Genomic DNA, 22,796 nt, shown 5'->3' on the forward strand with positions numbered 1-22,796 from the left:
CGGTCCCATTCCGAACCCGGAAGCTAAGCCCCATTGCGCCGATGGTACTGCACTCGTCAGGGTGTGGGAGAGTAGGACACCGCCGAACACCCGTTACCGAAAGGGGACCCAATAATTGGGTCCCCTTTCGTGTTTTTATCGTGCTTTTATGAAAGGATTTTTTCTGTGTCCGACAACAACGGTGAGCGTCGATCCTTCCGGAGTGGAGGATCTACTCCCTGGTCGGGCCGGGGCGAAGGCAAAGAAGGCTCGCAGGGCAACCGCGGCAACGACGACCGCAGGCAGACCGGCGACAGGCGTGAAGATTCCTCCGCCGGCCGTGGTGAAGACCGCCGTCCGCAGCGGAGCGGCGACCGCTCCTACCCCGATCGTGCCCAGCGCGGACGAAGCGAAGATTCGCGTCCCCGCCGGGAAGGCGATTCGCGACCCGACCGCAGCAGCGACTCCCGGCCCCGTCGTGAAGGCGACGCCCGCCCGCCTCGCAGCGATGACAGGTCCGACCGTGGGGCCAGGCCGCAGCGCGACCAGCCCTACGGCGACCGGCGCCGCGACGACTCGCGACCGAACCGCCACGATGATCGCCGGCCCAGCCGCGATGACGATCGCAGGCCCAGCCGCAGCGACGATCCGCGTGCGCGTCGGGAAGGCGATTCCCGTCCGAACCGCAGCGCAGACCCGCGACAGAGCAGGGGAGACGACCGTGGCCGCCAGTTCGGCGACCGCAACCGGCCCTCATCCGACCGGCCCCGCGGTGAAGGTGGACGCGGAGACCGACCCAGCCGCCCGTCCGGTGATCGTGATCGCACCGACAGCCGGGGTGGCGACACCCGCGGAGCCCGCAGCTACGGCGGCGACCGCCGTGGCGACGACGCACCTCGCCGTCGTGGCGGCGAAGGCAGCTTCGGTCCGGCAGGTGGCCGCGACGGAGGCAACCCGCGCCGCGACGCCCGCCCCGACGAGCCCGATCTGCCCGACAACGTCGAGGCATCCGAATTGGATCCGACGATCCGGCGCGATCTGCTCAGTCTCGACAAGCTGAACGCCAACGCCGTGGCACGTCACCTTGTCATGGCCGGCAAGCTCATCGACGACGACCCGCGTCTCGCGTTGGCCCATGCTCGTGCCGCACGTCAGCGCGCCGGCCGAATTGCGGTCGTGCGTGAGGCCGCCGGTATCACGGCGTACCACGCCGGGGAATGGGCAGAGGCATTGTCGGAATTGCGCGCCGCACGCCGCATGTCCGGCGGCACGGCACTGCTGGCCGTCATGGCCGACTGTGAGCGCGGCCTCGGCCGCCCGGAGAAGGCCATCGAGCTCGGGCGTAGCGAAGAAGGGCGTGCCCTCACGGGCGACGAAGCCAGTGAGCTGCGGATCGTCGTCGCCGGAGCCCGTATGGATCTCGGCCAGTACGACCAGGCCGTCGTGACATTGCAGACGTCCGATCTCGACCCGACCCGGAGCGGTACGCCCGCAGCCCGGTTGTTCTACGCGTACGCCGACGCTCTGGTGGCCGCGGGACGCGCAGAAGAAGGCGTGCAGTGGTTCCTGCACGCTGCCGAAGCCGACATCGAAGGCGTCACCGACGCCGAGGATCGGGTGGAGGAGCTCACCGGAGGAGACTTGTGACCTCACCGGGAGAAGCTTTCGGCCACGTGCCGACCGAGGTTCCCGACGAGACTCTCCGCTCCCTCTACGACGTACTGCTTCTCGACCTCGACGGCACGGTCTATCGAGGCGCGGATGCTGTACCGGGTGCGCGGGAGGCGCTGACCACCGGCGACAAGCTCTTCTACGTCACCAACAATGCGAGTCGTCGGCCGGGCGACGTCGCCCGGCACCTCCGCGACCTGGGCTTTCCTGCCGAGGATTCCTCGGTCGTGACGAGCTCGCAGTCCGCTGCCCGCCTACTCGCGGAACAGGTACCCGCGGGTGCGCCGGTCCTGGTGGTCGGCACCGAGGCATTGGTAGAGGAGGTCGCCCGGGTCGGACTCGACCCGGTGCGCACCGCCGACGCGAAGCCTGTCGCGGTAGTTCAAGGGCATTCACCCGAGACCGGGTGGGCGATCCTGGCCGAGGCGACCCTCGCCATTCGTGCCGGTGCCTGGTGGGTCGCGACGAACATCGATTCGACGCTGCCCACCGAACGCGGTCTCGTGCTCGGTAACGGGTCGATGGTGGCCGCGGTGCGGCACGCCACCGGTGCGGAACCCGTCGTTGCGGGCAAGCCGGCGGCGCCGCTGCTCGAGGACGCGATCCGTCGATCGGCCGCGCTGCGGCCGTTGGTCGTGGGCGACCGTCTCGACACCGATATCGAAGGTGCCAACGCCGTCGGTGCGGATTCCCTTCTGGTCCTGACCGGCGTCAGTACGGTGGAGGATCTGTTGCGCGCTCCCGCAGAGCAGCGGCCAACCTATGTCGGTGCGTCGCTGGGCTGTCTCGACGTTCCCGTGTCGCGGACGCGGGTGGCCCCGTGCGGGAAGTGGAACGCCCGGTTCGACGGCGGAGATCTCCACCTCGAGTCCACAGGAGAACCCGGTGACGCCATGGAGGTGTTGCGCGGGCTGCTGGGTGCGGCCTGGTCGAACCCCGGTTTCGGCAGGGTCGTTGCCGGTGACGAGCACGCGCATAACGTGATCTCCGAGTGGGGCATCGCTCTCTGATTCGCGTCGTCCCGTGTGCCGGTCGTGGTGTGAATGGACTAGCGTGGTCGGTGATGAGCACGTCTATTCCACGTCCAGGCGAACACATTCCCGGTCCACGGGCAGCGATCGATCCCGACCGTATCCACGGCGAGGTCGACGCGTTGCTGGCGCGTGCGCGCGAGAGCGCAGACGCCTCCGACACAGCTGTCGGGATCTCGCGGCAGGCCCAGTTGCTCGACCAGGCCCACGAGGTTCTCGTGCAGGCACTGGCGACCGTGGACAAGATCTGACGTGGCGCGCCGAGCAAGAGTCGACGCAGAACTGGTACGTCGAGGACTGGCGCGTTCGCGCGAGCACGCCAGCGAACTGATCGCCGCAGGACGGGTGCTGATCGCAGGCACGGTGGCGACCAAGGCCGCCACCGCAGTCGAGCCGAACACGCCGCTCCTGGTCACCGAGGTCGCGGACGAAGTGTCCTGGGCCTCGCGAGGCGCACACAAACTTCTCGGAGCGCTCGAAGCCTTCACCCCCCAGGGCTTGCAGGTGTCGGGCAAGCGATGCCTCGACGCGGGCGCATCGACGGGCGGATTCACCGATGTCCTCCTGCACGAAGGTGCCACCGAGGTCGTCGCGGTCGATGTCGGCTACGGACAACTCGTGTGGCGGCTGCAATCCGACCCGCGTGTCCACGTGATCGATCGAACGAATGTGCGTACCATCGACGCGGATCTCATCGGAGGGCCGGTCGAATTGGTGGTGGCGGACCTGTCGTTCATCTCCTTGAAACTGGTGTTGCCGGCGTTCGTGCGATGTGCGGCCCCCGGCGCCGATCTCCTTCCGATGGTGAAGCCGCAGTTCGAAGTCGGTAAAGACCGGGTCGGCAGCGGCGGTGTCGTCCGTGACCCGGAGTTGCGGGCCGAAGCGGTACTCGATGTGGCGCGCGAGGCACAGCGGGCCGGACTCCGCACGCGGGGCGTCGTCGCAAGCCCGTTGCCGGGGCCGTCCGGCAACGTGGAGTACTTCCTGTGGCTGCAGGCCGGTGATCCGGGCGCCGAGGAACTCGACCCGGCTGTCACCGAACTCGTCCACCGCGCAGTACAGGAAGGACCACAGTGACATCAGGGCCGGCGGAGCCGAACCCGGGGACATCAGGGCCGGCGGAGCCGAACCCGGGGACATCAGGGCCGGCGCAGCCGAACCCCGAGGCGGGGCAGGTGCAAGCGCTCCGTAGCGGGGACGTCGAGCGCGAGATCCTGCTTGTATCCCACTCGGGACGCGACGAGATCGCCACGACTGCGCTCCGGGTCGCAAAAGTCCTGGGCGAGGCCGGTATCGGACTCAGAGTGCTCGAGGACGAATCCGCCAGCAACGGCCTCGGGGTCCTGGCGATCCCCGGCAGCTTCATCCGAGTCGTCGAGCCCGGTCCCGACGCGGCCGCGGGCTGCGAGATGGTCATCGTGCTGGGCGGTGACGGAAGCTTCCTCCGCGCCGCCGAACTCGCACAATTTGCATCGGTCCCGGTCCTGGGGATCAACCTCGGGCGTATCGGGTTCCTCGCCGAAGCCGAGGCCGAACACCTCGAGGACGCACTCCGTCAGGTCGCGCGCCGCGAGTACCGCATCGAAGAACGTATGACTCTGGACGTGACCATCCGCGTCGACGACAAGATCGTCGACCGCGGCTGGGCGCTGAACGAGGCGAGTCTCGAGAACAAGAGCCGACTCGGGGTGCTCGAAGTGGTACTCGAGGTCGACGGCCGGCCGGTGTCGTCGTTCGGATGCGACGGGGTGCTCATCGCGACACCGACGGGTTCGACCGCGTACGCGTTCTCGGCGGGTGGTCCGGTGGTGTGGCCGGAACTCGAGGCGTTGCTGGTGATTCCGAGCAACGCGCACGCGTTGTTCGCACGACCGCTGGTGACCAGTCCCGAATCGATCATTGCCGTCGAAACTCTCGCGGGGGGTCACGACGGTCTGGTGTTCTGCGACGGCCGCCGCACGCTCGAGTTGCCCGCGGGTGGACGACTCGATGTGGTGCGTGGCCGGCACCCGGTCCGCTGGGTGCGGCTGGATTCGGCACCGTTCGCGGATCGGATGGTGCGGAAATTCGAACTTCCGGTGAAGGGCTGGCGGGGAAGGAAACTCTGAGATGCTCGCAGAGATCCGGATCGACAACCTGGGCGTCATCTCCGAGGCGAGCGCCCGATTCCACGGTGGATTGACCGTGCTCACCGGTGAAACCGGCGCCGGCAAAACCATGGTGGTCACGAGCCTGCACCTGCTCTCCGGGGTCCGGGCAGACCCGGCGCGGGTGCGCGTCGGCGCGAACCGCGCCGTGATCGAGGGACGCTTCAGTGTCGACGACGGCGCCAGTCACGTCGAGAAAGAAGTAGCCCGACTGCTCGAAGCCGCAGGCGCGCAACGCGACGAGGACGGCAGCATCATCGCCGTCCGCAGCGTGGGCAGCGACGGCCGGTCGCGTGCACATCTCGGAGGACGCAGCGTCCCCGTGGGTGTGCTCTCCGAGTTCACGGACCCGTTGCTCACGGTGCACGGGCAGAACGACCAGTTGCGTCTGCTCCGGCCGGGAGAGCAGCGCTCAGCCCTGGACCGTTTCGGCGGCAAGTCGATCACTTCGTTGCTCGAGCGCTACCGGACCCACCGTCGCCGGTGGCTCGACGCCCGAGCCGAACTGCACGAACGCACCGAACGTTCCCGCGAACTGGCGCAGGAAGCCGACCGGCTCCAGTTCGGCCTCGACGAGATCGAGCGCGTCGCTCCCGAACCGGGGGAGGACGCCCGGATCGTCGACGAGGTCCGGCGCCTGTCCGATCTCGATTCCCTGCGCGAAGCTGCGACGGGTGCGCACGCCGTGCTCGCCGGTCAGGACGCCGCCGACGGCGACGAGGCGCGCTCCGCGCTCGACCTGCTCGGCGAGGCACGCTCCCGCGTCGACGGCAGCGACGACCCCGCTCTGCGCGACCTCGGGCCGCGCCTGGACGACGCGATCGCGGTGGTCACGGATGTCGCGGGCGATCTGTCGGGGTATCTCGGGGATCTCCCGTCCGATCCGAGCGCACTCGAGAAGTTGCTCAATCGGCAGGCCGAGCTGAAAACCCTCACCCGGAAGTACGCCGCGGACGTCGACGGAGTTCTCGAGTGGGCGGACACCGCCCGCGAAAGGCTCTCGAGTCTCGACGTCTCCGCCGAAACCCTCGACAAACTTGCCGCCGAGGTCGATGCCGAGGCAGCGGCCACCGCGGAGGCCGCGACGGCATTGTCGGCGGCACGTCACAAGGCGGCGGGGAAGCTGGCGAAAGCGGTGAGCAAAGAACTCGCCGGTCTGGCGATGGGCCGTGCCGTGCTCGACGTGCAGATCCGCGAGCGGGAAGCCGCGACGGGCGATTCCGCTCCGCTTCCCGTCGGCGACCGCCTGCTGCACGCCGGTGATTCCGGCGTCGACGAAGTCGAGTTCCGGCTCGCCGCGCACGGCGGTGCCCCCGCGCTGCCGCTGGCGCGCAGTGCGTCAGGTGGCGAACTGTCGCGTGTGATGCTGGCGCTCGAGGTGGTGCTCGCCGGTTCCGAGCGCGGCGCCACCATGGTCTTCGACGAGGTCGACGCGGGTGTCGGAGGCCGCGCCGCAGTCGAGATCGGCCGTCGGCTCGCCCGGTTGTCCCGCACCCACCAGGTCATCGTCGTCACCCACCTTCCGCAGGTGGCGGCGTTCGCGGACACACATCTGGTGGTGGACAAGGTGGACGACCGTGCCGGGGTTGTGAGCAGCGGTGTGCGGACGTTGTCGGACGCCGAGCGCGTCGCCGAACTCGCCCGGATGCTCGCCGGCCTCGACGACACGGAAACGGGACGCGCACACGCCGAGGAACTGCTCGCCGTCGCGCACGCCGAACGAGCCCACTGAGGGGACCTGCCACGAGGGAGGGCGTCGCCGGAGCCTGCAGGGGCGTCGTGTCGGCGCGCCTCCGATAACTGGCCGGAACTCGGGAGCATCATCTTTGGCATGAAGATGCCGGCGCTGCTGTCACGCACCAACGAAACGTTGCCCGGAGTCAGCGGTATCGCGAGGGTCGATACGAACTCCGCGAAACTGTTGCGCCGGGTAGGTCCCGGCGATGTGGTCGTCCTGGACATCGTCGATCTCGATCGCGTCACCGCCGATACCCTCGTCGAATTCGGAGTCTCGGCGGTCGTCAACGCATCCGCATCCATTTCGGGCAGATACCCGAACCTCGGCCCCGAGGTGCTCGTCGCCAACGGCATCCTCCTCGTCGACAACACCGGCGCCGAGACGTTCAAGAAGATCAAGGACGGCGCGAAGGTCCGGATCTACGACGGCGGCGTCTACGCCGGTGAACGTCTTCTGGTCCAGGGCGACGAACAAACCGAGGCGGAGATCTCCGACCGGATGATCGAAGCGAAAACCGGCCTCGTCGACCACCTCGAAGCGTTTTCCGGCAACACCATCGAGTTCATCCGCTCGGAGAGTCCACTGCTCATCGACGGTGTCGGCATCCCGGAGATCGACCTCGACCTGCGCGACCGGCACGTCGTGGTCGTCTCCGACGGTCCCGGCCACGTGCAGGACCTCAAGGATCTCAAGCCGTTCATCAAGGAGTACTCGCCGATCCTCGTCGGCGTCGGGCCGGGTGCGGACGCGCTGACCAAGGCCGGGTACCGGCCGGATCTGATCGTCGGTGACCCCGACGGGATCGGCACCGCCACACTCAAATCCGGTGCCGAGGTGGTGCTCCCCGCCGACCCGGACGGCCACGCTCCCGGGCTCGAGCGGATCCAGGACCTCGGTATCGGGGCGATGACGTTCCCCGCTGCCGGAACACCCACGGACCTCGCGCTTCTGCTCGTCGACCACCACGGGGCCGCCCTCGTGGTCACCGTCGGCAGCACCGTCTCCCTGGACGAGTTCTTCGACCAGGGCCGCCGCGACACCAACCCGTCGGCGGTGATGACCCGCCTGAAGGTCGGACCGAAACTCGTCGACGCCAAGGCCGTGGCCACCCTGTACCGCAGTCGCGTCTCCGGCGGCATGATCGCTCTGCTGGTCTTCGCCGCCCTGATCGCAGTCATCGCCGCGCTGGTCGTCTCCAACCTCGGCGGCGACGTCGTCGCTCTGGCTCAGGAGTGGTGGGACAGCCTGGTCGAGTGGGTTCGGGGTCTGCAGGCGTGATTTCCATGCGTCACCATGCCGTCTCGCTGGTGGCCGTGTTCCTGGCCCTGGCTGTCGGCATCGTCCTCGGATCGGGGCTGCTGTCGAGCAGCCTCGTTACGGGTCTGCGCGACGACAAGGCCGAGATGAGGCAGGAACTGCAGGACGCCGAGGACCGCGCAGCCCTGCTCGACGGGCAACTGCTCGCCGCCGACGGCTTCGACGCAACCGTCGCACCGCGAGTCGTGCGTGACGCACTCACCGATCGCACCGTCCTCGTCGTCACCACACCCGACGCCGATCCCGGCGACGTCGACGCACTGATCCGCACCGTGGGGGACGCCGGAGGCCGGGTCACCGGCAGGCTGGCGCTCACCGACTCCTTCGTCGGCGCCGCGGGAGCCGATCAACTGCGGACCACGGTCACCAATGTCATTCCCGCCGGCGTGGAGTTGCAGACGGGCGCCGTCGACCCGGGCAGCCTCGCCGGGGACCTCCTCGGGGCTGTCCTCCTCGTCGACCCGGCGACCGGCCAACCCCGCAGCACACCGGAGGAACGCGCACTGGCCCTGACCACGCTCCGCAGCGGCGGCTACATCGGCTACGACGACGCAGAAGTGACCCCGGCGCAGGCGGCGCTGGTCGTCACCGGACAACCCGATCCCGACGACGCCGACGCTGCCGGCGGGAACCGGGGGGCGCTCGTGGCCCGCTTCGCCGCGGCTCTCGACGCTCGCGGAGCCGGCGCCGTTCTCGCCGGACGACCCGGTGCTGCCAACGGAAACGGTGCTGTCGCGGTGGTCCGCGCCGACGCGGCACTGTCCTCGGGCCTGTCGACCGTGGACAATCTCGAGCGGGAAGCGGGACGGATCACCACGATTCTCGCGATGCAGGAACAGCTCGACGGCGCTGCCGGACGTTACGGCACGGGCCCGGGCGCGAGTGCCGTGACCGTGGGACCCGCGGCGCGCTGAGCGTCGTCCCGCCCTCGGGGCAGGCCTCGTCGAGCGTCCGGAAATGTGACGTCCACGGCACCGAAGTCCGATACGGGCGAGTCGAGTACACCCCGGCGGCAATAGGTGTTACCGTGAAGTTCCGTGGGTCGGCAGGCCCCAGCTGCATCACTATCAGTCCAAAAGCCCTGCACCTGACGTCACGGGAGCTCTTTTGCCACAGTCACGCCATTCGCGTACCGCTACCAAGCACATCTTCGTCAGCGGGGGCGTCGCGTCCTCGCTCGGCAAAGGTCTCACCGCGTCGAGCCTGGGAGCGCTGCTCACCGCCCGCGGAATGCGGGTCACGATGCAGAAGCTGGACCCGTACCTCAACGTCGACCCCGGCACCATGAATCCGTTCCAGCACGGTGAGGTCTTCGTCACCGAGGACGGCGCCGAGACCGACCTGGACGTGGGCCACTACGAGCGCTTCCTCGACCGCGACCTCAGCGCCGACGCGAACGTCACCACCGGCCAGGTCTACTCGACCGTGATCGCCAAGGAACGCCGCGGCGAATACCTCGGCGACACCGTCCAGGTGATCCCGCACATCACCGACGAGATCAAGCGGCGCATCCTCGCGATGGCCGCCCCCGACGCCGAGGGCCAGATCCCCGACGTGGTGATCACCGAGATCGGCGGCACCGTCGGCGACATCGAATCCCAGCCCTTCCTCGAGGCCGCACGACAGGTGCGTCACGAAGTGGGCCGCGACAACTGCTTCTTCCTGCACGTGTCGCTGGTGCCCTACCTCGGACCGTCCGGCGAACTGAAGACCAAGCCCACCCAGCACTCCGTTGCTGCGCTGCGCAACATCGGTATCCAGCCCGACGCACTCGTGCTGCGCTGCGACCGTGATGTCCCGGCCTCGCTCAAGGCCAAGATCTCGCTCATGTGCGACGTCGACCTCGCCGGATGCATCTCGTGCCCCGACGCCCCGAGCATCTACGACATCCCGAAGGTGCTCCACAGCGAGGGCCTCGACGCCTACGTCGTGCGTCAGCTCGGACTGCCGTTCCGCGATGTCGACTGGACGGTGTGGGGCGACCTGCTCGAGCGCGTCCACAACCCGCGCGAAACCGTCGAGGTCGCACTCGTCGGCAAGTACATCGACCTGCCCGACGCCTACCTGTCGGTCACCGAAGCGCTGCGTGCCGGTGGGTTCGCGCACCGCGCCAAGGTGAAGATCCGCTGGGTCGCCTCCGACGAATGCGAAACCGAAGCCGGCGCCGAGAAGCATCTCGGTGACGTCGACGCCGTGCTGATCCCCGGCGGGTTCGGTATCCGCGGCATCGAAGGCAAGCTCGGCGCGATCCGTTTCGCCCGTGTCCGGAAGATCCCGCTGCTCGGGCTGTGCCTCGGCCTGCAGGGTGTGGTCATCGAAGCGGCGCGGTCCGTCGGGATCACCGACGCGTCCTCGACCGAATTCGACCCCGACACCACCGCCCCGGTGATCTCGACGATGGCCGATCAGGAACAGGCCGTCGCGGGTGAAGCCGACCTCGGCGGGACGATGCGCCTCGGCGCGTACCCCGCCACGTTGAAGAAGGGCTCGGTCGTCGCCAAGGCGTATGGCTCCGAGCACGTCTCCGAGCGGCACCGGCACCGCTTCGAGGTCAACAACGCCTACCGCGACGAGATCGCGAAGTCGGGCCTGGTGTTCTCGGGTACTTCACCCGACGGCCGCCTCGTGGAGTTCGTGGAGTACCCCGCGAGCACCCATCCCTACTTCGTCGCCACCCAGGCGCATCCGGAACTCAAGAGCCGCCCGACCCGCCCGCACCCGCTGTTCGCCGGCCTGATCGCCGCGGCACTGGAGTACAAGGCTGCCGAGCGGTTGCCGGTCGACGTGCACGGCGGTAGCGCGGCGTCGCCCGCCGCAGAGCCGGTCGCGTCCGCCTCCGGTTCCGGCGACTCCGAGTAACTCGATGGCGCAGCGACACGAATTCAGCACCCGGTCCAGCAGACGGATCTACACCGGCGCCATCGTGTCGCTGCGCGTCGACGAGGTGGTCATGCCCGGTGGGCAGACCGCCGAACGGGAAGTCGTCGAGCACCACGGCGCGGTCGCCGTGGTGGCTGTCGACGACAAGGACCGAGTGGTGCTCGTACATCAGTACCGGCATCCGCTGGGCCGGCGACTGTGGGAACTGCCCGCCGGACTCCTCGACGCGCCGGGGGAGGATCCGCTCGACACGGCCCGCCGCGAACTCGCCGAGGAGACGGGACTCGCGGCCGCCGAGTGGGAAGTGCTCGTCGACATCGCGTTGTCGCCGGGGTTCACCGACGAGGCGGTACGGGTGTTCGGCGCGCGGGGACTCACCTCCGTCGACCGTCCGGATCCGGTCCATGAGGAAGCGGACCTTGAGGTGGAATTCGTGCCCGTGGACGAAGCCGTCGCGATGGCGTTGCGCGGCGACATCGTCAATGCCACCGCGGTGTCGGGCATTCTCGCGTACGCCGCCACCCGCGCCACCGGAGGACGGTTTCTCCGCACGCCGGAGGCCGCATGGCCGGACCGCCCCAACACCTTCGCCCGCACCCGCGCCGAGCAGTGAGCCCGGGGAGCGCGCTCGCCCGGCAACTCGACGCCTATCTCGACCATCTCACCGTCGAACGCGGCGCAGCCCGCAACACCCTTGCGGCCTACCGCCGGGATCTGACGCGATACCTCGGCTACCTCGCCGACCGCGACATCGACGATCTCGCCGCCGTGGAGGAACAGCACATCGCGGACTTCGGGGTCGCACTCCGGCGCGGCGATCCCGACGGGGGATATCCCGCCCTCGCCGCCGGTTCGGTGGCCCGCGCACTCATCGCAGTGCGTGGCCTGCACCGATTCGCCGCGGCCGAAGGGCACACACCCGTGGACGTCGCCCGTGCCATCAGCCCCCCGAGCCCCGGGCGACGACTCCCGAAATCGCTGACCGTCGACCAGGTCGCCGCGCTGCTCGACGCAGCCGGTGGGGAAGCGGACGGCCCGCGCGGTCTGCGCGACCGCGCCCTCCTCGAACTGCTGTACTCCACGGGCGCCCGGATCTCGGAGGCGATCGGGCTCGACGTCGACGACATCGAGTCGCGTGCCGCGCTGCTCCGGGGCAAGGGAGGCAAACAGCGCCTCGTCCCCATCGGGCGTCCCGCTCTCACCGCTCTCGACGCGTATCTGGTGCGCGGCCGGCCGGCGCTCGCCGGGGGGCACACACCCGCGCTCTTCCTCAATGCGCGCGGCGGCAGGCTCTCCCGCCAGAGCGCCTGGAGCGTCCTGCGCGCCACCGCGGAACGCGTCGGAATCGACACGAAGGTCTCGCCCCACACCCTTCGGCACTCCTTTGCCACCCATCTCCTGGACGGGGGTGCGGACGTGCGCGTGGTACAGGAGTTACTGGGGCATGCTTCTGTGACAACGACTCAGATATATACGCTGGTCACGGTGGGTGCGATGCGCGAGGTATGGGCCGGAGCACATCCGCGCGCGAGATGAGTAACACCGCGTGGCGGCGCGTGTCCGTGCAGTGATCAGGGCCTCGAGGCGGTAGCGTTCGTGTAACGGAACGGCAGCCGGATCACGTCCGGTGACACACAGATCCGGAGAGACCGACCGGGTCGCCAGACAGGGGGAGTACCGAACGTGGGCACACCTCAGCCACCCGCCACAGAAACCACACCGACCCGCACGCCCGGCTGGGCACTCGCTGCCACCGGGTCGCGGCAACCGGAGCCCGCGCCGCCGCCGGTCGCCGACGTCGAACTCGGACCTACGGGCCGTCCCCGCCGCGTGATACCCGAACCCGCGCCACTCTCCTCCCACGGTCCCGCGAAGATCATCGCGATGTGCAACCAGAAGGGTGGGGTCGGCAAGACGACCTCCACGATCAACCTCGGAGCCTCGCTCGCCGAATGCGGACGACGGGTGCTGCTCGTCGACCTCGACCCGCAGGGCGCGTTGTCGGCGGGCCTCGGGGTCGCGCATCACGAGCTCGACCTGACCGTCCACAACGTTCTCGTCGATCCCCGCGTCTCCGCCGACGACGTCCTCGTCCACACGCACCTGGAGAACCTCGACCTGTTGCCCAGCAACATCGATCTCTCGGCCGCCGAGATCCAACTCGTGTCCGAAGTCGGACGCGAACAGGCCCTCGGACGGGCGCTGTACCCGGTCCTCGACCGCTACGACTACATCCTGGTGGACTGCCAGCCGTCGCTCGGGCTTCTCACCGTCAACGCGCTGGCCTGCGCCGACTCGGTGCTCATCCCGATGGAATGCGAATTCTTCAGTCTGCGTGGACTCGCGCTGCTCAACGACACCGTCGCGAAGGTCCGCGACCGGCTCAACCCGAAGCTGACGGTCGCCGGGATCCTCGTCACCATGTACGACTCGCGCACCCTGCACGGCCGGGAAGTGATGTCGCGTGTCGTCGAGGTGTTCGGCGACCTCGTCTACGACGCGGTGATCAGCCGCACCGTCAAATTTCCCGAGACCAGCGTCGCGGGTGAACCGATCACCACGTGGGCTCCGGCCTCCGCCGGCGCCGAGTCGTATCGTGCGCTGGCGCGAGAAGTCATCCACCGGACCGGCCGCTGATCCGTGTACACCGCCGCACCGGACACCGCTTCCCCTGAAGCAGCCCGTCCGGACCCCATCGATGTGACCGTCACCCCATCGGATCCTGGCACCGCGAATACGGATGCGCCTGTCGGCTTCCATCTCAGCCTGCGCAACTTCGAGGGCCCCTTCGACCTGTTGCTCAGCCTGATCACGCAACGTCGCCTCGATGTCACCGAAGTCGCGCTCCACGAGGTCACCGACGAATTCATCGCCTACACCCGCAGACTCGGCCCGGAACTCGGTCTCGACCAGACCACCGAGTTCCTCGTCGTCGCCGCGACCCTTCTCGATCTGAAAGCCGCGCGACTGCTGCCGTCCGGGGACGTCGACGACCCCGAAGACCTCGCGCTCCTCGAAGCCCGCGACCTGCTGTTCGCACGATTGCTGCAGTACCGCGCCTACAAACAGGTCGCCGAGCAGTTCGCCGCACTCGAAAGCGCTGCACTGCGCCGATATCCGCGTGCCGTCTCGCTCGAGGAATGCTTCGAGAACCTGGTGCCGGATGTCGTCCTCGGTGTCGACGCGCAGCGCTTCGCGGAGATCGCCGCTGCCGCGTTCCGCCCCAAACCCGTACCCACGGTGGGACTCGACCACCTGCACGTCCCCACCGTGTCGGTACCCGAGCAGGCGGCGCTGATCCTCGCGCTTCTCGAACAGCGCGGCGCCGGGGTCTGGGTGGGGTTCGACGAGTTGACCGCCGAGTGCGAACTCGGACTGCAGATCGTCGCCCGGTTCCTGGCTCTGCTCGAGCTGTACCGGGAACGTGCCGTCACGTTCGAGCAGCCCGATCCGCTCGGGCCGTTGCAGGTCGCCTGGACCGGCGAGAACGACGACACCGCCGTCGACTTCGAGGAGGACTACGGATGAGCCAGGACCACGTTGCAGACGTCGGCGGCACCGCCGACGAGCGGGCCTGGGACGCCGAACTGCTGGAGATGGCGGACGACGAACTCGTCGCCGCGCTCGAAGCGCTGCTTCTCGTCGTCGACACACCCGCGCCCACCGAGCAACTCGCATCCGCCATCGGAGTGACAGCCGACCGTGCGGAGAGTGCGTTGCGCGGTCTCGCCGCCAGCCTCACCGCGCGGGGGTCGGGCATCGATCTGCGGATCGCGGGCGACGGGTGGCGCTTCTACACGCGCCGCGAGTTCGCACCGTATGTCGAAAAACTGCTGCAAGGTGGCGCGCGCACAAAGCTCACTCGCGCGGCTCTCGAAACACTCGCCGTCGTCGCCTACCGGCAACCGGTGACCCGAAGCCGCGTCAGTGCCGTGCGCGGCGTCAACGTCGACGGGGTGATGCGCACCCTGCTCGCGCGCGACCTGATCGCCGAGGCGGGCACGGACCGCGAGACCGGCGGGACGCTCTACGTCACCACAGAACTGTTTCTCGAACGGCTCGGCCTGGCGTCGTTGCAGGATCTCCCGCCCGTCGGACCCCTACTTCCGGACGTCGATGTGATCGATGACATCTCTGAGAGTCTCGAGTCGGACCCACGATTTGAGAGAATAGGAAAGAACGCGCGTACCGAGACACTCTCGCCCGCGGAGTTCGATCCAGAGAATTGACAGGAATCAAGTGAATACACCCGCTCGCCGTGATGGCACACCGGACCGCAATCGTAGTAATCCCCGCGCCGCGAAGGCTCAGAATCCTCGCGCTCAGCGCTCTGACAACCGGACGGACGCTCGTCCCGATCGTCGTACCGACTCCCGCCCTGATCGCCGTAGCGAGGGTCGTTCGGATTTCCGTACCGATCGTCGTACCGAGGGTCGTTCGGATCACCGCACCGACCGTCGTACCGAAGGTCGCCCTGATCGCCGGACGGAAGGTCGTTCGGACTTCCGTTCCGATCGCCGTACCGAGGGTCGCCCTGATCGCCGTTCCGAGGGTCGTTCGGATTTCCGCTCCGACCGCCGTAGCGAAGGTCGTCCGGATCACCGGACCGACCGTCGTACGGAAGGCCGTTCGGATTTCCGCTCCGACCGTCGTACCGAAGGCCGTTCCGACCGTCGTACCGAAGGTCGTCCCGAGTACCGGACCGACGCCCGTACCGACCGCCGTACGGACTCTCGTCCCGATCGCCGGGCGGAGGGACGTACCGACGCTCGCTCCGATCGCCGTACCGACGCTCGCCCGGATCGACGGGCAGAGACCTCGACGCCGGACGCCGCCAAGAAGACCCACCGCAAGGGCACCACGCTGAACAAGCGCGGACGCCCGGCAGCGGCGAAACCCGCCGCGAAGCGGCCCACCCCCAACCCGACGATCAGCAATGCGAAGCCCGCACGGCACCAGCATCGCGATGCCGGCCCCGCCCAGCTTCCCGCCGGTGAGGGTGTGCGCCTGCAAAAGGTGCTCGCCCAGGCAGGCGTCGCATCACGCCGGGCCGCCGAAGAACTCATCGACGCCGGACGCGTCGAGGTCGACGGCAAGATCGTGGTCGAGCAGGGCCTTCGCGTCGATCCGGAGAACGCCGTCATCCGCGTGGACGGAACGCGTGTCGTCGTCAAGAAGGACCTCGTCCACCTCGTGCTGAACAAGCCGCGTGGCTGGCAGTCCACCATGTCCGACGACCTCGGGCGTCCCTGCGTCGGCGACATCGTCTCCGAACGCATCGCCGCCGGTCAGCGTCTGTTCCATGTCGGCCGCCTCGACGCCGACACCGAAGGGCTGTTGCTGCTCACCAACGACGGCGAACTCGCCCACCGGCTCATGCACCCGTCGTTCGAGGTCACCAAGACGTACCTGGCGACGGTCAAGGGCGAACTTCCCCGCGGTGTCGGCAAGAAGCTCAAGGAGGGTGTCGAACTCGAGGACGGCCCCGCCTCAGTCGACCAGTTCGCGCTGCTCGAGGTGTTCAACGGTCAGTCCCGGGTTCGCCTCGAACTGCACGAGGGCCGCAAGCACATCGTTCGCCGGCTCCTCGACGCAGTGGGCCACCCTGTGATCCGTCTGGTCCGCACCAACATCGGTCCCGTCGCGCTCGGCGACCAGCGGCCCGGCACGCTCCGCGTCCTCGGACGCAAGGAGGTCGGCGGACTGTACGAGGCGGTCGGCCTGTGACCGGCTCCGGCCCGCTCGCCGAGGACGGTGCACTGATCGTCGCCATGGACGGACCGTCCGGGACCGGTAAATCCACCGTGTCCAAGCGACTCGCGATGCACCTGCACGCGGCTTATCTCGACACCGGTGCGATGTACCGGGTCGCGACGCTGCACGCGCTGCGGTGCGGAACCGACCTGACGGATCCGGCAGCCATCGCCGCCGCGACCGCGGACCTGCCCTGGTCCATCGGCACCGATCCCACCGTCGAGGACATCCGCCTCGACGGCGAGGACGTCCGTGAGGTCATCCGCAGCGCCGAGGTCACCGCGGCGGTCTCCGCGGTCTCCGCTGTGCCCGAGGTGCGCACGTTCCTCGTCGAGGCACAGCAGCGACTCGGACGCGCCGCGGGACGCGTGGTCGTCGAGGGACGGGACATCGGCACCGTCGTCTTCCCCGACTCGGACGTGAAGATCTATCTCACCGCCTCCCCGGAGGCACGCGCCCACCGGCGCAACAACCAGAACATCGCCGAAGGCCGCGGCGACGACTACGAGGCGGTCCTCGCGGCAGTACAGCGCCGCGACCACCTCGACTCCACCCGCGCGGTGTCACCGCTGCGCGCGGCGGACGACGCGGTCGTCGTGGACACCAGCGATATGAACATCGACGAGGTGGTCGCTGCGCTCGTCGCAGTGGTCACCGAGCAGACGGGAGCGACGCTGTGAGCGACGACGTCACCACAGAATTCGCCGGCGACGGCACATGGTCGGAAGAAGCCGAGTGGGATCTCGATCTCACCGGCGGTGAAGAGTTCGAAGAGTTCGTTCCGGTTCCGACCGTCGCGGTCGTCGGACGGCCCAACGTCGGAAAGTCGACGCTGGTCAACCGCATCATCGGACGCCGTGAGGCAGTCGTGGAGGACGTCCCCGGCGTCACCCGCGACCGTGTCTCCTACGAGGCCACGTGGTCCGGGCGCCGCTTCATGGTGCAGGACACCGGCGGGTGGGAGCCCGACGCCAAGGGCATGATGCAGTCCGTCGCGCAGCAAGCCGAGATCGCGATGCGGACCGCCGACGCGATTCTCGTCGTCGTCGACGCGACAGTCGGCGCGACCAACGTCGACGAAGCCGTCGCGAAGGTGCTCCGGCGCTCGAAGACCCCCGTGTTGCTCGTCGCCAACAAGGTCGACGACGACCGGGTCGAAGCCGAAGCTGCCGCACTGTGGTCGCTCGGCCTCGGTCAGCCCTATTCCGTGTCCGCCACCCACGGCCGCGGCACCGGCGATCTGCTCGACGACCTGCTGGAGAAGCTGCCCGCGACTCCGCGGGAAGGAACCGGTGGGGGAGGACCTCGCCGCGTTGCGCTCGTCGGCAAGCCGAACGTCGGCAAGTCGAGCCTGCTCAACAAGCTGGCGGGCGACGAGCGGTCGGTGGTGCACGATGTTGCCGGCACCACCGTCGACCCCGTCGACTCGCTCGTCGAACTCGGAGGCAAGCCGTGGCGATTCGTCGACACCGCGGGTCTGCGCAAGCGTGTCACGCAGGCCTCGGGCGCCGAGTTCTATGCGTCGCTGCGGACGCGCGCGGCGATCGAGGCCGCGGAGGTCGCGGTGCTGCTGATCGACGCGTCCCAGCCCATCACCGAACAGGATCAGCGTGTCATCACGATGGTCGTGGAATCGGGCCGGGCGCTGGTGATCGCGTTCAACAAGTGGGATCTGGTCGACGAGGACCGGCGCTACGAATTGGGTCGCGAGATCGAACGTGACCTGTCGCGGGTGCCGTGGGCGGCGCGGGTCAACATCTCCGCCAAGACCGGCCGGTCGGTGCAGAGGCTTGTGCCTGCGATGGAAACGGCGCTGGAGTCCTGGGACAAGCGCATCTCCACCGGGCGCCTCAACAATTGGCTCAAGGAGATCGTGGCCGCGACGCCTCCGCCGATGCGCGGTGGCCGGTTGCCGCGTGTGATGTTCGCGACGCAGGCAGCTACGCGGCCGCCGACGTTCGTGTTGTTCACCACCGGGTTCCTCGAGGCCGGGTACCGCCGGTTCATCGAACGGAAGCTGCGCGAGGAGTTCAACTTCGACGGCAGCCCGGTTCGTGTCTCCGTGCGCGTGCGGGAGAAGCGCGACCGCCGCAAGGCGTAGCGCCACGGCCATGACGCCCCGACGAACATAAGGCTCTGACCAGGCGATTAGCGTTTCCAGCCGTCCCTGTTGTAATCTCAACGAGCGCTCGAGAGAGCGCGGACGGGCTGTGGCGCAGCTTGGTAGCGCACTTGACTGGGGGTCAAGTGGTCGCAGGTTCAAATCCTGTCAGCCCGACCGAGGAATAGCGTGTCAGAGGCGGTTTCGGAGAAATCCGAGACCGCCTCGACTGCGTTCGAGCCCTGGATTCAGCGCGGATAGCTGCCTTGTGGCGCATATCCCCTCACACGGCTCGCGGCGATAAGCCGGATGGGGAGCTCGACGTCGTGGACGTCTCCGGGTGCCCCACCGAGTCGTGAGGCGGCCATACGCTCGCGGGTCGCGAGGACGGCGACCCTGCCCCGATCCCAGCTCTCAGGGACGGCGATCGGGAGACCAGTACACGTCTCGAACGGGTCTCGTGGAGCTCCGAGAGCCCATTTCCGGCACAACTACGCCAGTGTCCAGCGCGAAGCCAGAGCATCGCAGATGGTGCGTTGCCGAGATTCGTCCTGGTGGTGCGCGAGGAGTCCTTCGATGGTGAAAATGCCGATCATCACTTCGGCGTCCACGGTCGGGGTGGCGACTCCGGCCTTCTCGAGCTCGTAGCGGAACAGACTGCCGGTGATCGCATGGAAACTTTGATGCCATTCGGCGACGGCCGGAGAGTGCTCGACGCGGGCGTGCACCGTCGTCACCAGGTGACTCATGTCCGTGAGTTCTCGGACCACCCAAGCCAGCCGGGCAGCAATGGGCTCGCCGGCGACGTCCTGGTAGCGCGGCCACACGTCGGCCATGACCGCTGTGAGAACTGCGATCAAGACGTCGTCCTTGTTTCCGAAGTACCAGTAGATAGTGTTCGGCGCCACCTCGGCTTCCCTGGCGAGTCGGCTCATCGAAGTGGCGTCGTAGCCATCCTCGACGAACAGCCGCCGGGCGGCCGCCACGATTTCTGCGCGCTTCTCGTCGGCGGGTTGCGGGCGCTTGTTGCGTGCCATGGCGTGGTTCCCCTCGGGCGGTCCAGGTCCCATCCTCGATGCCGTTCAAGGCACTGCTACTTGGTGTTGAATATCATTCAAGATACTCGACCGGGGGAACACTGTGACTCACCCATACAGCTACGTCCGACACGACGTGACATTCCTGTCCGACGGGACACCCTGCGCCGCATGGCTGTATCGGCCCGATGGCGTCGAGAATCCACCCGTCGTCGTGCTGGCGCACGGCTTCGCCGCGTTCCGCGAACTGCGACTGGACGCATACGCTGCACGGTTTGCCCAAGCTGGATATGCAGCGCTGGTGTTCGATTATCGCCACTGGGGGGCCAGCGGAGGACAACCTCGCCGCATCCTCGACATCGGTCGGCAGCACGCCGACTGGCGTGCCGCCATCGCCTACGCCCGCAGCCTGCACAACGTCGACACAACGCGCATCGTCGGGTGGGGATCCTCATTCGGTGGTGGACACGTCTTGGACCTGGCCGCCCAGGATCACGCGCTTGCTGCCGCGATCGTGCAGGTGCCCCACGTGACCGGACCCGCTTCGGCGTTCGCGCAAGCCCCCACCCTCGTCGCCCGCCTTGTCGTAGCGGCCGTGCGCGATCAGGTCGGGGCGTGGCTGGGCCGCCCGCCCCATCGGGTCAAGTCCATCGGCAGACCCGGCGACCTCGCGATGATGACCTCCCCCGGGGCCTACGCGCTGGTCGAGCGAATGGCCGGTGACCAACTCGAGAAACTACTGGCCGAGAATGATGTGGCCGCTCGGATCGCGCTACGCGTGCCGTTCTACTCACCGGGTCGGAAGGCAGCCGACATCACCGCTCCGACGCTGGTTCAGCTCGCCACAAAGGACGACGTCACCCCGTATGCGAAGGCTCGGAAGATCGCGTCGCGCATCCCGCGGGGTGAAGTGCGCTCCTATGACTGCACGCACTTCGAACCCTATCTGGACCCGCACTTCGAGCAGATTGTGACCGATCAGATCGCTTTCCTGGATCGCCATGTCGGAGGCACCCGATGACGACACCGTCGACAACGGCCCTGCCCTACCCCGGCGGTGCGATTCTCCCGAGGATATGAGGGCGGGACAACTGGACCAGCCTGTTCGAGTTCGTCAAGTCCGACGGAGATGCTCGAACCGGAGGGGCTTCACGCTGACGGATTCACGCTGACGGAGTCCCGCGCCGCCGTACCGCTCCCGGGGTTGTTCCCGTCGCCCGCTTGAACGCGCGCGCGAATGCAGCCTCGGATTCGTACCCCGATCGCGTGGCGAGTTCGGTCACTGTCGCGCCCCTGCGCAACGCCACGGCCGCTGTTTCCATCCGCCACCGGGCGACGTACCGCATGGGCGGTTCCCCGACCAATTCGGTGAACCGCGCAGCGAACGCAGATCGTGACATCGCCGCCTCGCGAGCCAGCCCGGCGACACTCCACGGCCCCTCCGGACTGTGGTGTACCGCCGCGAGCGCGCGACCCACCTGCGGGTCCTGCAGCGCCCCGACCCACCCGTCCCGTGCTGCGGGGTCGGATTCGACCCAGCTTCGGATCGCGAGGATCACGAGGATGTCGGCGAACCGGGTCAGCACTGCCTCGCCACCGGGCCGCACCCGGCGCGCTTCGTCCGCCATCAGCGCGAGTACCTGCGACGCGGTTCCCCGCGCCGAGTCGATCCGCAGGACCGGTGGCAGCAACGACACCAGTCTCCGCGCGGTCGGATGGTCGAATTCGACGATGCCGCATACGAGCACGGTGGGGTCACCGCGCCCACCGTGCCGCAGAACCGAATAGTGATCGCCGATCATCTGCTGTGGCAGCGTGTCGACGCGACCGGTGCGGGCCGCGGCCGGCTCGCTGCGGATCAGGTGGCCCGTCCCGTGGGGCACCACCGCGAATTCGCCGGGGAGCATGCGCGCGGGCGGTGCCCCGGGAACATCGAGCCATGCCTCGCCCGAGACGACCAGATGGAAGCTCGAACTGTCGGTGAACGCCGGCATCTCCAGACCCCACGGCGCACTCAGCTCGGATCGGCAGTAGAACCCCCCGCGCATCCGCAGCAGGTGCAGTGCTTCCCCGAGGGGGTCCACCGGCGTCCACGGATATGTGGCCGCACCGGTCGCGTTCGTCATAGGGCCACAATCCCGCCCTTGCGACCCGTCGTCCAGTCGCACCGGACGAACGGGCATAAAACCCGGGCTCCGGGGCATGGAGGGTCCTGAATCGGCGCCATAGCCTGGATTTCGGACACAGAACTATGGACGCGAACGAGGAGGACAACATGAAAGTACTGGTGGTCGGTGCAACAGGAGGTTCCGGGAGGGCGGCGGTGACCGCGCTTCTCCGCCGTGGTCACGACGTCACGGTGTTCGTCCGGAACGACACGGCACTGGGAGATCTCGCCGGGCGATCGACGGTCGTCACCGGGGACGCCACCCGGCCGGAGGACGTCGATGTCGCGGTGCGCGGTCAGGACGCAGTGGTCGTCACGCTCGGGATCAGCGAAAACCCCGTCCGCGTGCGGATGCGCGGACCGGCAGGGACGGCTCTCGATGTGCGCTCACGCGGCACGCGCAACATCGTGGCCGCGATGGGACGCCACGACGTTCGGCGCCTCGTCGTGCAGACCTCGTACGGCGTGGGGGACACCCGCGGCAAGCTGCCCCGGCGATACGCGTTGATGTTCCGGGCGCTACTCGGTCCGCAGATCGCGGACACCGAGAAACAGGACGCTCTCGTGAGGGGCAGCGACGTCCTCTGGACACTCGTGCAACCGGTCAACCTCACGGACGAGGAATCCGGTACGGCGACGACGTCCGACACGGGGGAGGTCGCGGGTTGGCACGTGGCCCGCGGTGCGGTCGGTGAGGCCCTCGCCGACGCCGTCGAGCGGCCGGACTACGCCGGAAAGACGATTGCGGTGTCGTGAGTGTGTCCCGATGAGAAAGTGCCACGCCGCGGGTCTGTCACGGCGTGGCACTGCCACACCACGACCGAGCGTTTCCCGACACAGAAGGAGTTGGAACCGTGCCCAGCACACTGAATCCGTATCTAGCCTCGGGATTTCATGCTGATTGAGTGGAAACCCGTGTCAAACACGAAGAATGGTGCCCTGAACTGGGATAATTCGACTTGCGAAGGTTGAAT

At 68.1% G+C, this 22,796-nt stretch carries 19 protein-coding genes, 1 tRNA gene, 1 rRNA gene and 2 pseudogenes; 21 read left to right on the forward strand and 2 right to left on the reverse strand.

Features of this window, described 5'->3' with window-relative positions; all coding sequences use genetic code 11:
- From rrf to AC0B44_RS20795, 19 genes and pseudogenes are all read left to right on the forward strand, one after another.
- Positions 1-88: ribosomal RNA gene (gene rrf, locus AC0B44_RS20705) — 5S ribosomal RNA — on the forward strand; the annotation flags it as partial.
- A gap of 395 nt (positions 89-483) precedes the next feature.
- Positions 484-1,626 (forward strand): annotated as a pseudogene (locus tag AC0B44_RS20710) (tetratricopeptide repeat protein); the annotation flags it as partial.
- Positions 1,623-2,660 (forward strand): HAD-IIA family hydrolase, encoded by a 1,038-nt coding sequence (locus AC0B44_RS20715; protein ID WP_471904627.1) that lies wholly within the window; start codon positions 1,623-1,625, stop codon positions 2,658-2,660. The pseudogene AC0B44_RS20710 and the gene AC0B44_RS20715, both read left to right, overlap by 4 nt.
- A 53-nt stretch (positions 2,661-2,713) precedes the next feature.
- Positions 2,714-2,932, forward strand: a complete 219-nt coding sequence (locus AC0B44_RS20720) for a hypothetical protein (RefSeq protein ID WP_471904628.1) — start codon at positions 2,714-2,716, stop codon at positions 2,930-2,932.
- A 1-nt stretch (position 2,933) separates the two neighbouring features.
- Positions 2,934-3,758, forward strand: coding sequence for a TlyA family RNA methyltransferase (locus tag AC0B44_RS20725; RefSeq protein WP_471904629.1), 825 nt, complete (start codon positions 2,934-2,936; stop codon positions 3,756-3,758).
- A gap of 98 nt (positions 3,759-3,856) precedes the next feature.
- A complete protein-coding gene (locus AC0B44_RS20730; RefSeq protein WP_471904630.1) occupies positions 3,857-4,789 on the forward strand; it encodes an NAD kinase in 933 nt (310 codons plus the stop codon).
- A 1-nt stretch (position 4,790) separates the two neighbouring features.
- Positions 4,791-6,560 carry a DNA repair protein RecN gene (gene recN, locus AC0B44_RS20735; protein WP_471904631.1) on the forward strand — a complete coding sequence of 590 codons (1,770 nt, stop codon included), beginning with the start codon at positions 4,791-4,793 and terminating at the stop codon, positions 6,558-6,560.
- A gap of 99 nt (positions 6,561-6,659) precedes the next feature.
- Positions 6,660-7,844, forward strand: coding sequence for a putative cytokinetic ring protein SteA (gene steA, locus AC0B44_RS20740; RefSeq protein WP_471904632.1), 1,185 nt, complete (start codon positions 6,660-6,662; stop codon positions 7,842-7,844).
- Complete coding sequence (locus AC0B44_RS20745; protein ID WP_471904633.1) at positions 7,841-8,797, forward strand: copper transporter; 957 nt, start codon at positions 7,841-7,843, stop codon at positions 8,795-8,797. Before steA ends, AC0B44_RS20745 begins: the two co-directional genes overlap by 4 nt.
- A 193-nt stretch (positions 8,798-8,990) precedes the next feature.
- On the forward strand, positions 8,991-10,742 hold the full coding sequence (locus AC0B44_RS20750; protein WP_471904634.1) for a CTP synthase: 1,752 nt from the start codon (positions 8,991-8,993) through the stop codon (positions 10,740-10,742).
- Between the two features lie 4 nt (positions 10,743-10,746).
- On the forward strand, positions 10,747-11,376 hold the full coding sequence (locus tag AC0B44_RS20755; protein ID WP_471904635.1) for an NUDIX domain-containing protein: 630 nt from the start codon (positions 10,747-10,749) through the stop codon (positions 11,374-11,376).
- Entirely contained in the window at positions 11,328-12,299 is a 972-nt protein-coding gene (xerD, locus tag AC0B44_RS20760; protein WP_471904636.1) for a site-specific tyrosine recombinase XerD, read from the forward strand. Before AC0B44_RS20755 ends, xerD begins: the two co-directional genes overlap by 49 nt.
- Before the next feature lie 147 nt (positions 12,300-12,446).
- The gene (locus AC0B44_RS20765) at positions 12,447-13,400 is read left to right on the forward strand and encodes a ParA family protein (RefSeq protein WP_471904637.1); all 954 of its coding nucleotides are present in this window, start codon (positions 12,447-12,449) and stop codon (positions 13,398-13,400) included.
- 63 nt (positions 13,401-13,463) lie between these two features.
- Entirely contained in the window at positions 13,464-14,291 is an 828-nt protein-coding gene (locus AC0B44_RS20770) for a segregation and condensation protein A (protein WP_471904638.1), read from the forward strand.
- The gene (gene scpB, locus AC0B44_RS20775; protein WP_471904639.1) at positions 14,288-14,992 is read left to right on the forward strand and encodes an SMC-Scp complex subunit ScpB; all 705 of its coding nucleotides are present in this window, start codon (positions 14,288-14,290) and stop codon (positions 14,990-14,992) included. Before AC0B44_RS20770 ends, scpB begins: the two co-directional genes overlap by 4 nt.
- 445 nt (positions 14,993-15,437) lie before the next feature.
- Positions 15,438-16,490 (forward strand): annotated as a pseudogene (locus AC0B44_RS20780) (pseudouridine synthase); the annotation flags it as partial.
- A 44-nt stretch (positions 16,491-16,534) separates the two neighbouring features.
- Complete coding sequence (gene cmk, locus AC0B44_RS20785; RefSeq protein WP_471904645.1) at positions 16,535-17,197, forward strand: (d)CMP kinase; 663 nt, start codon at positions 16,535-16,537, stop codon at positions 17,195-17,197.
- Complete coding sequence (der, locus tag AC0B44_RS20790; protein ID WP_471904640.1) at positions 17,194-18,618, forward strand: ribosome biogenesis GTPase Der; 1,425 nt, start codon at positions 17,194-17,196, stop codon at positions 18,616-18,618. The genes cmk and der overlap by 4 nt, the downstream gene beginning before the upstream one ends.
- Positions 18,619-18,721: 103 nt before the next feature.
- Positions 18,722-18,795, forward strand: a tRNA-Pro gene (locus AC0B44_RS20795).
- Positions 18,796-19,109: 314 nt separating this feature from the next.
- Here AC0B44_RS20795 and AC0B44_RS20800 read toward each other — a convergent pair.
- Complete coding sequence (locus tag AC0B44_RS20800) at positions 19,110-19,655, reverse strand: TetR/AcrR family transcriptional regulator (RefSeq protein ID WP_471904641.1); 546 nt, start codon at positions 19,653-19,655, stop codon at positions 19,110-19,112.
- 103 nt (positions 19,656-19,758) lie between these two features.
- On the opposite strand from AC0B44_RS20800, the gene AC0B44_RS20805 reads away from it, so the two are divergent.
- Complete coding sequence (locus tag AC0B44_RS20805; RefSeq protein WP_471904642.1) at positions 19,759-20,676, forward strand: alpha/beta hydrolase; 918 nt, start codon at positions 19,759-19,761, stop codon at positions 20,674-20,676.
- A 142-nt stretch (positions 20,677-20,818) separates the two neighbouring features.
- Here AC0B44_RS20805 and AC0B44_RS20810 read toward each other — a convergent pair whose 3' ends face one another.
- A complete protein-coding gene (locus tag AC0B44_RS20810) occupies positions 20,819-21,781 on the reverse strand; it encodes an AraC family transcriptional regulator (RefSeq protein ID WP_471904643.1) in 963 nt (320 codons plus the stop codon).
- A 149-nt stretch (positions 21,782-21,930) separates the two neighbouring features.
- Here AC0B44_RS20810 and AC0B44_RS20815 point away from each other — a divergent pair, with 149 nt between their 5' ends.
- Complete coding sequence (locus AC0B44_RS20815; RefSeq protein ID WP_471904644.1) at positions 21,931-22,578, forward strand: NAD(P)-dependent oxidoreductase; 648 nt, start codon at positions 21,931-21,933, stop codon at positions 22,576-22,578.
- Positions 22,579-22,796 lie beyond the last annotated feature (218 nt).

It is taken from the genome of Rhodococcus sp. NPDC019050 (genome assembly GCF_055664235.1).

Excerpts from the sequence above, each read along its gene's own strand:
- AC0B44_RS20720 (WP_471904628.1), top strand. The coding sequence starts at position 2,714 with ATGAGCACGTCTATTCCACGTCCAGGCGAACACATTCCCGGTCCACGG.
- recN (WP_471904631.1), top strand. The coding sequence starts at position 4,791 with ATGCTCGCAGAGATCCGGATCGACAACCTGGGCGTCATCTCCGAGGCG.
- steA (WP_471904632.1), top strand. The coding sequence starts at position 6,660 with ATGAAGATGCCGGCGCTGCTGTCACGCACCAACGAAACGTTGCCCGGA.
- AC0B44_RS20755 (WP_471904635.1), top strand. The coding sequence starts at position 10,747 with ATGGCGCAGCGACACGAATTCAGCACCCGGTCCAGCAGACGGATCTAC.
- xerD (WP_471904636.1), top strand. The coding sequence starts at position 11,328 with ATGGCCGGACCGCCCCAACACCTTCGCCCGCACCCGCGCCGAGCAGTG.
- scpB (WP_471904639.1), top strand. The coding sequence starts at position 14,288 with ATGAGCCAGGACCACGTTGCAGACGTCGGCGGCACCGCCGACGAGCGG.
- cmk (WP_471904645.1), top strand. The coding sequence starts at position 16,535 with ATGGACGGACCGTCCGGGACCGGTAAATCCACCGTGTCCAAGCGACTC.
- AC0B44_RS20800 (WP_471904641.1), bottom strand. The coding sequence starts at position 19,655 with ATGGCACGCAACAAGCGCCCGCAACCCGCCGACGAGAAGCGCGCAGAA.
- AC0B44_RS20810 (WP_471904643.1), bottom strand. The coding sequence starts at position 21,781 with ATGACGAACGCGACCGGTGCGGCCACATATCCGTGGACGCCGGTGGAC.
- AC0B44_RS20815 (WP_471904644.1), top strand. The coding sequence starts at position 21,931 with ATGAAAGTACTGGTGGTCGGTGCAACAGGAGGTTCCGGGAGGGCGGCG.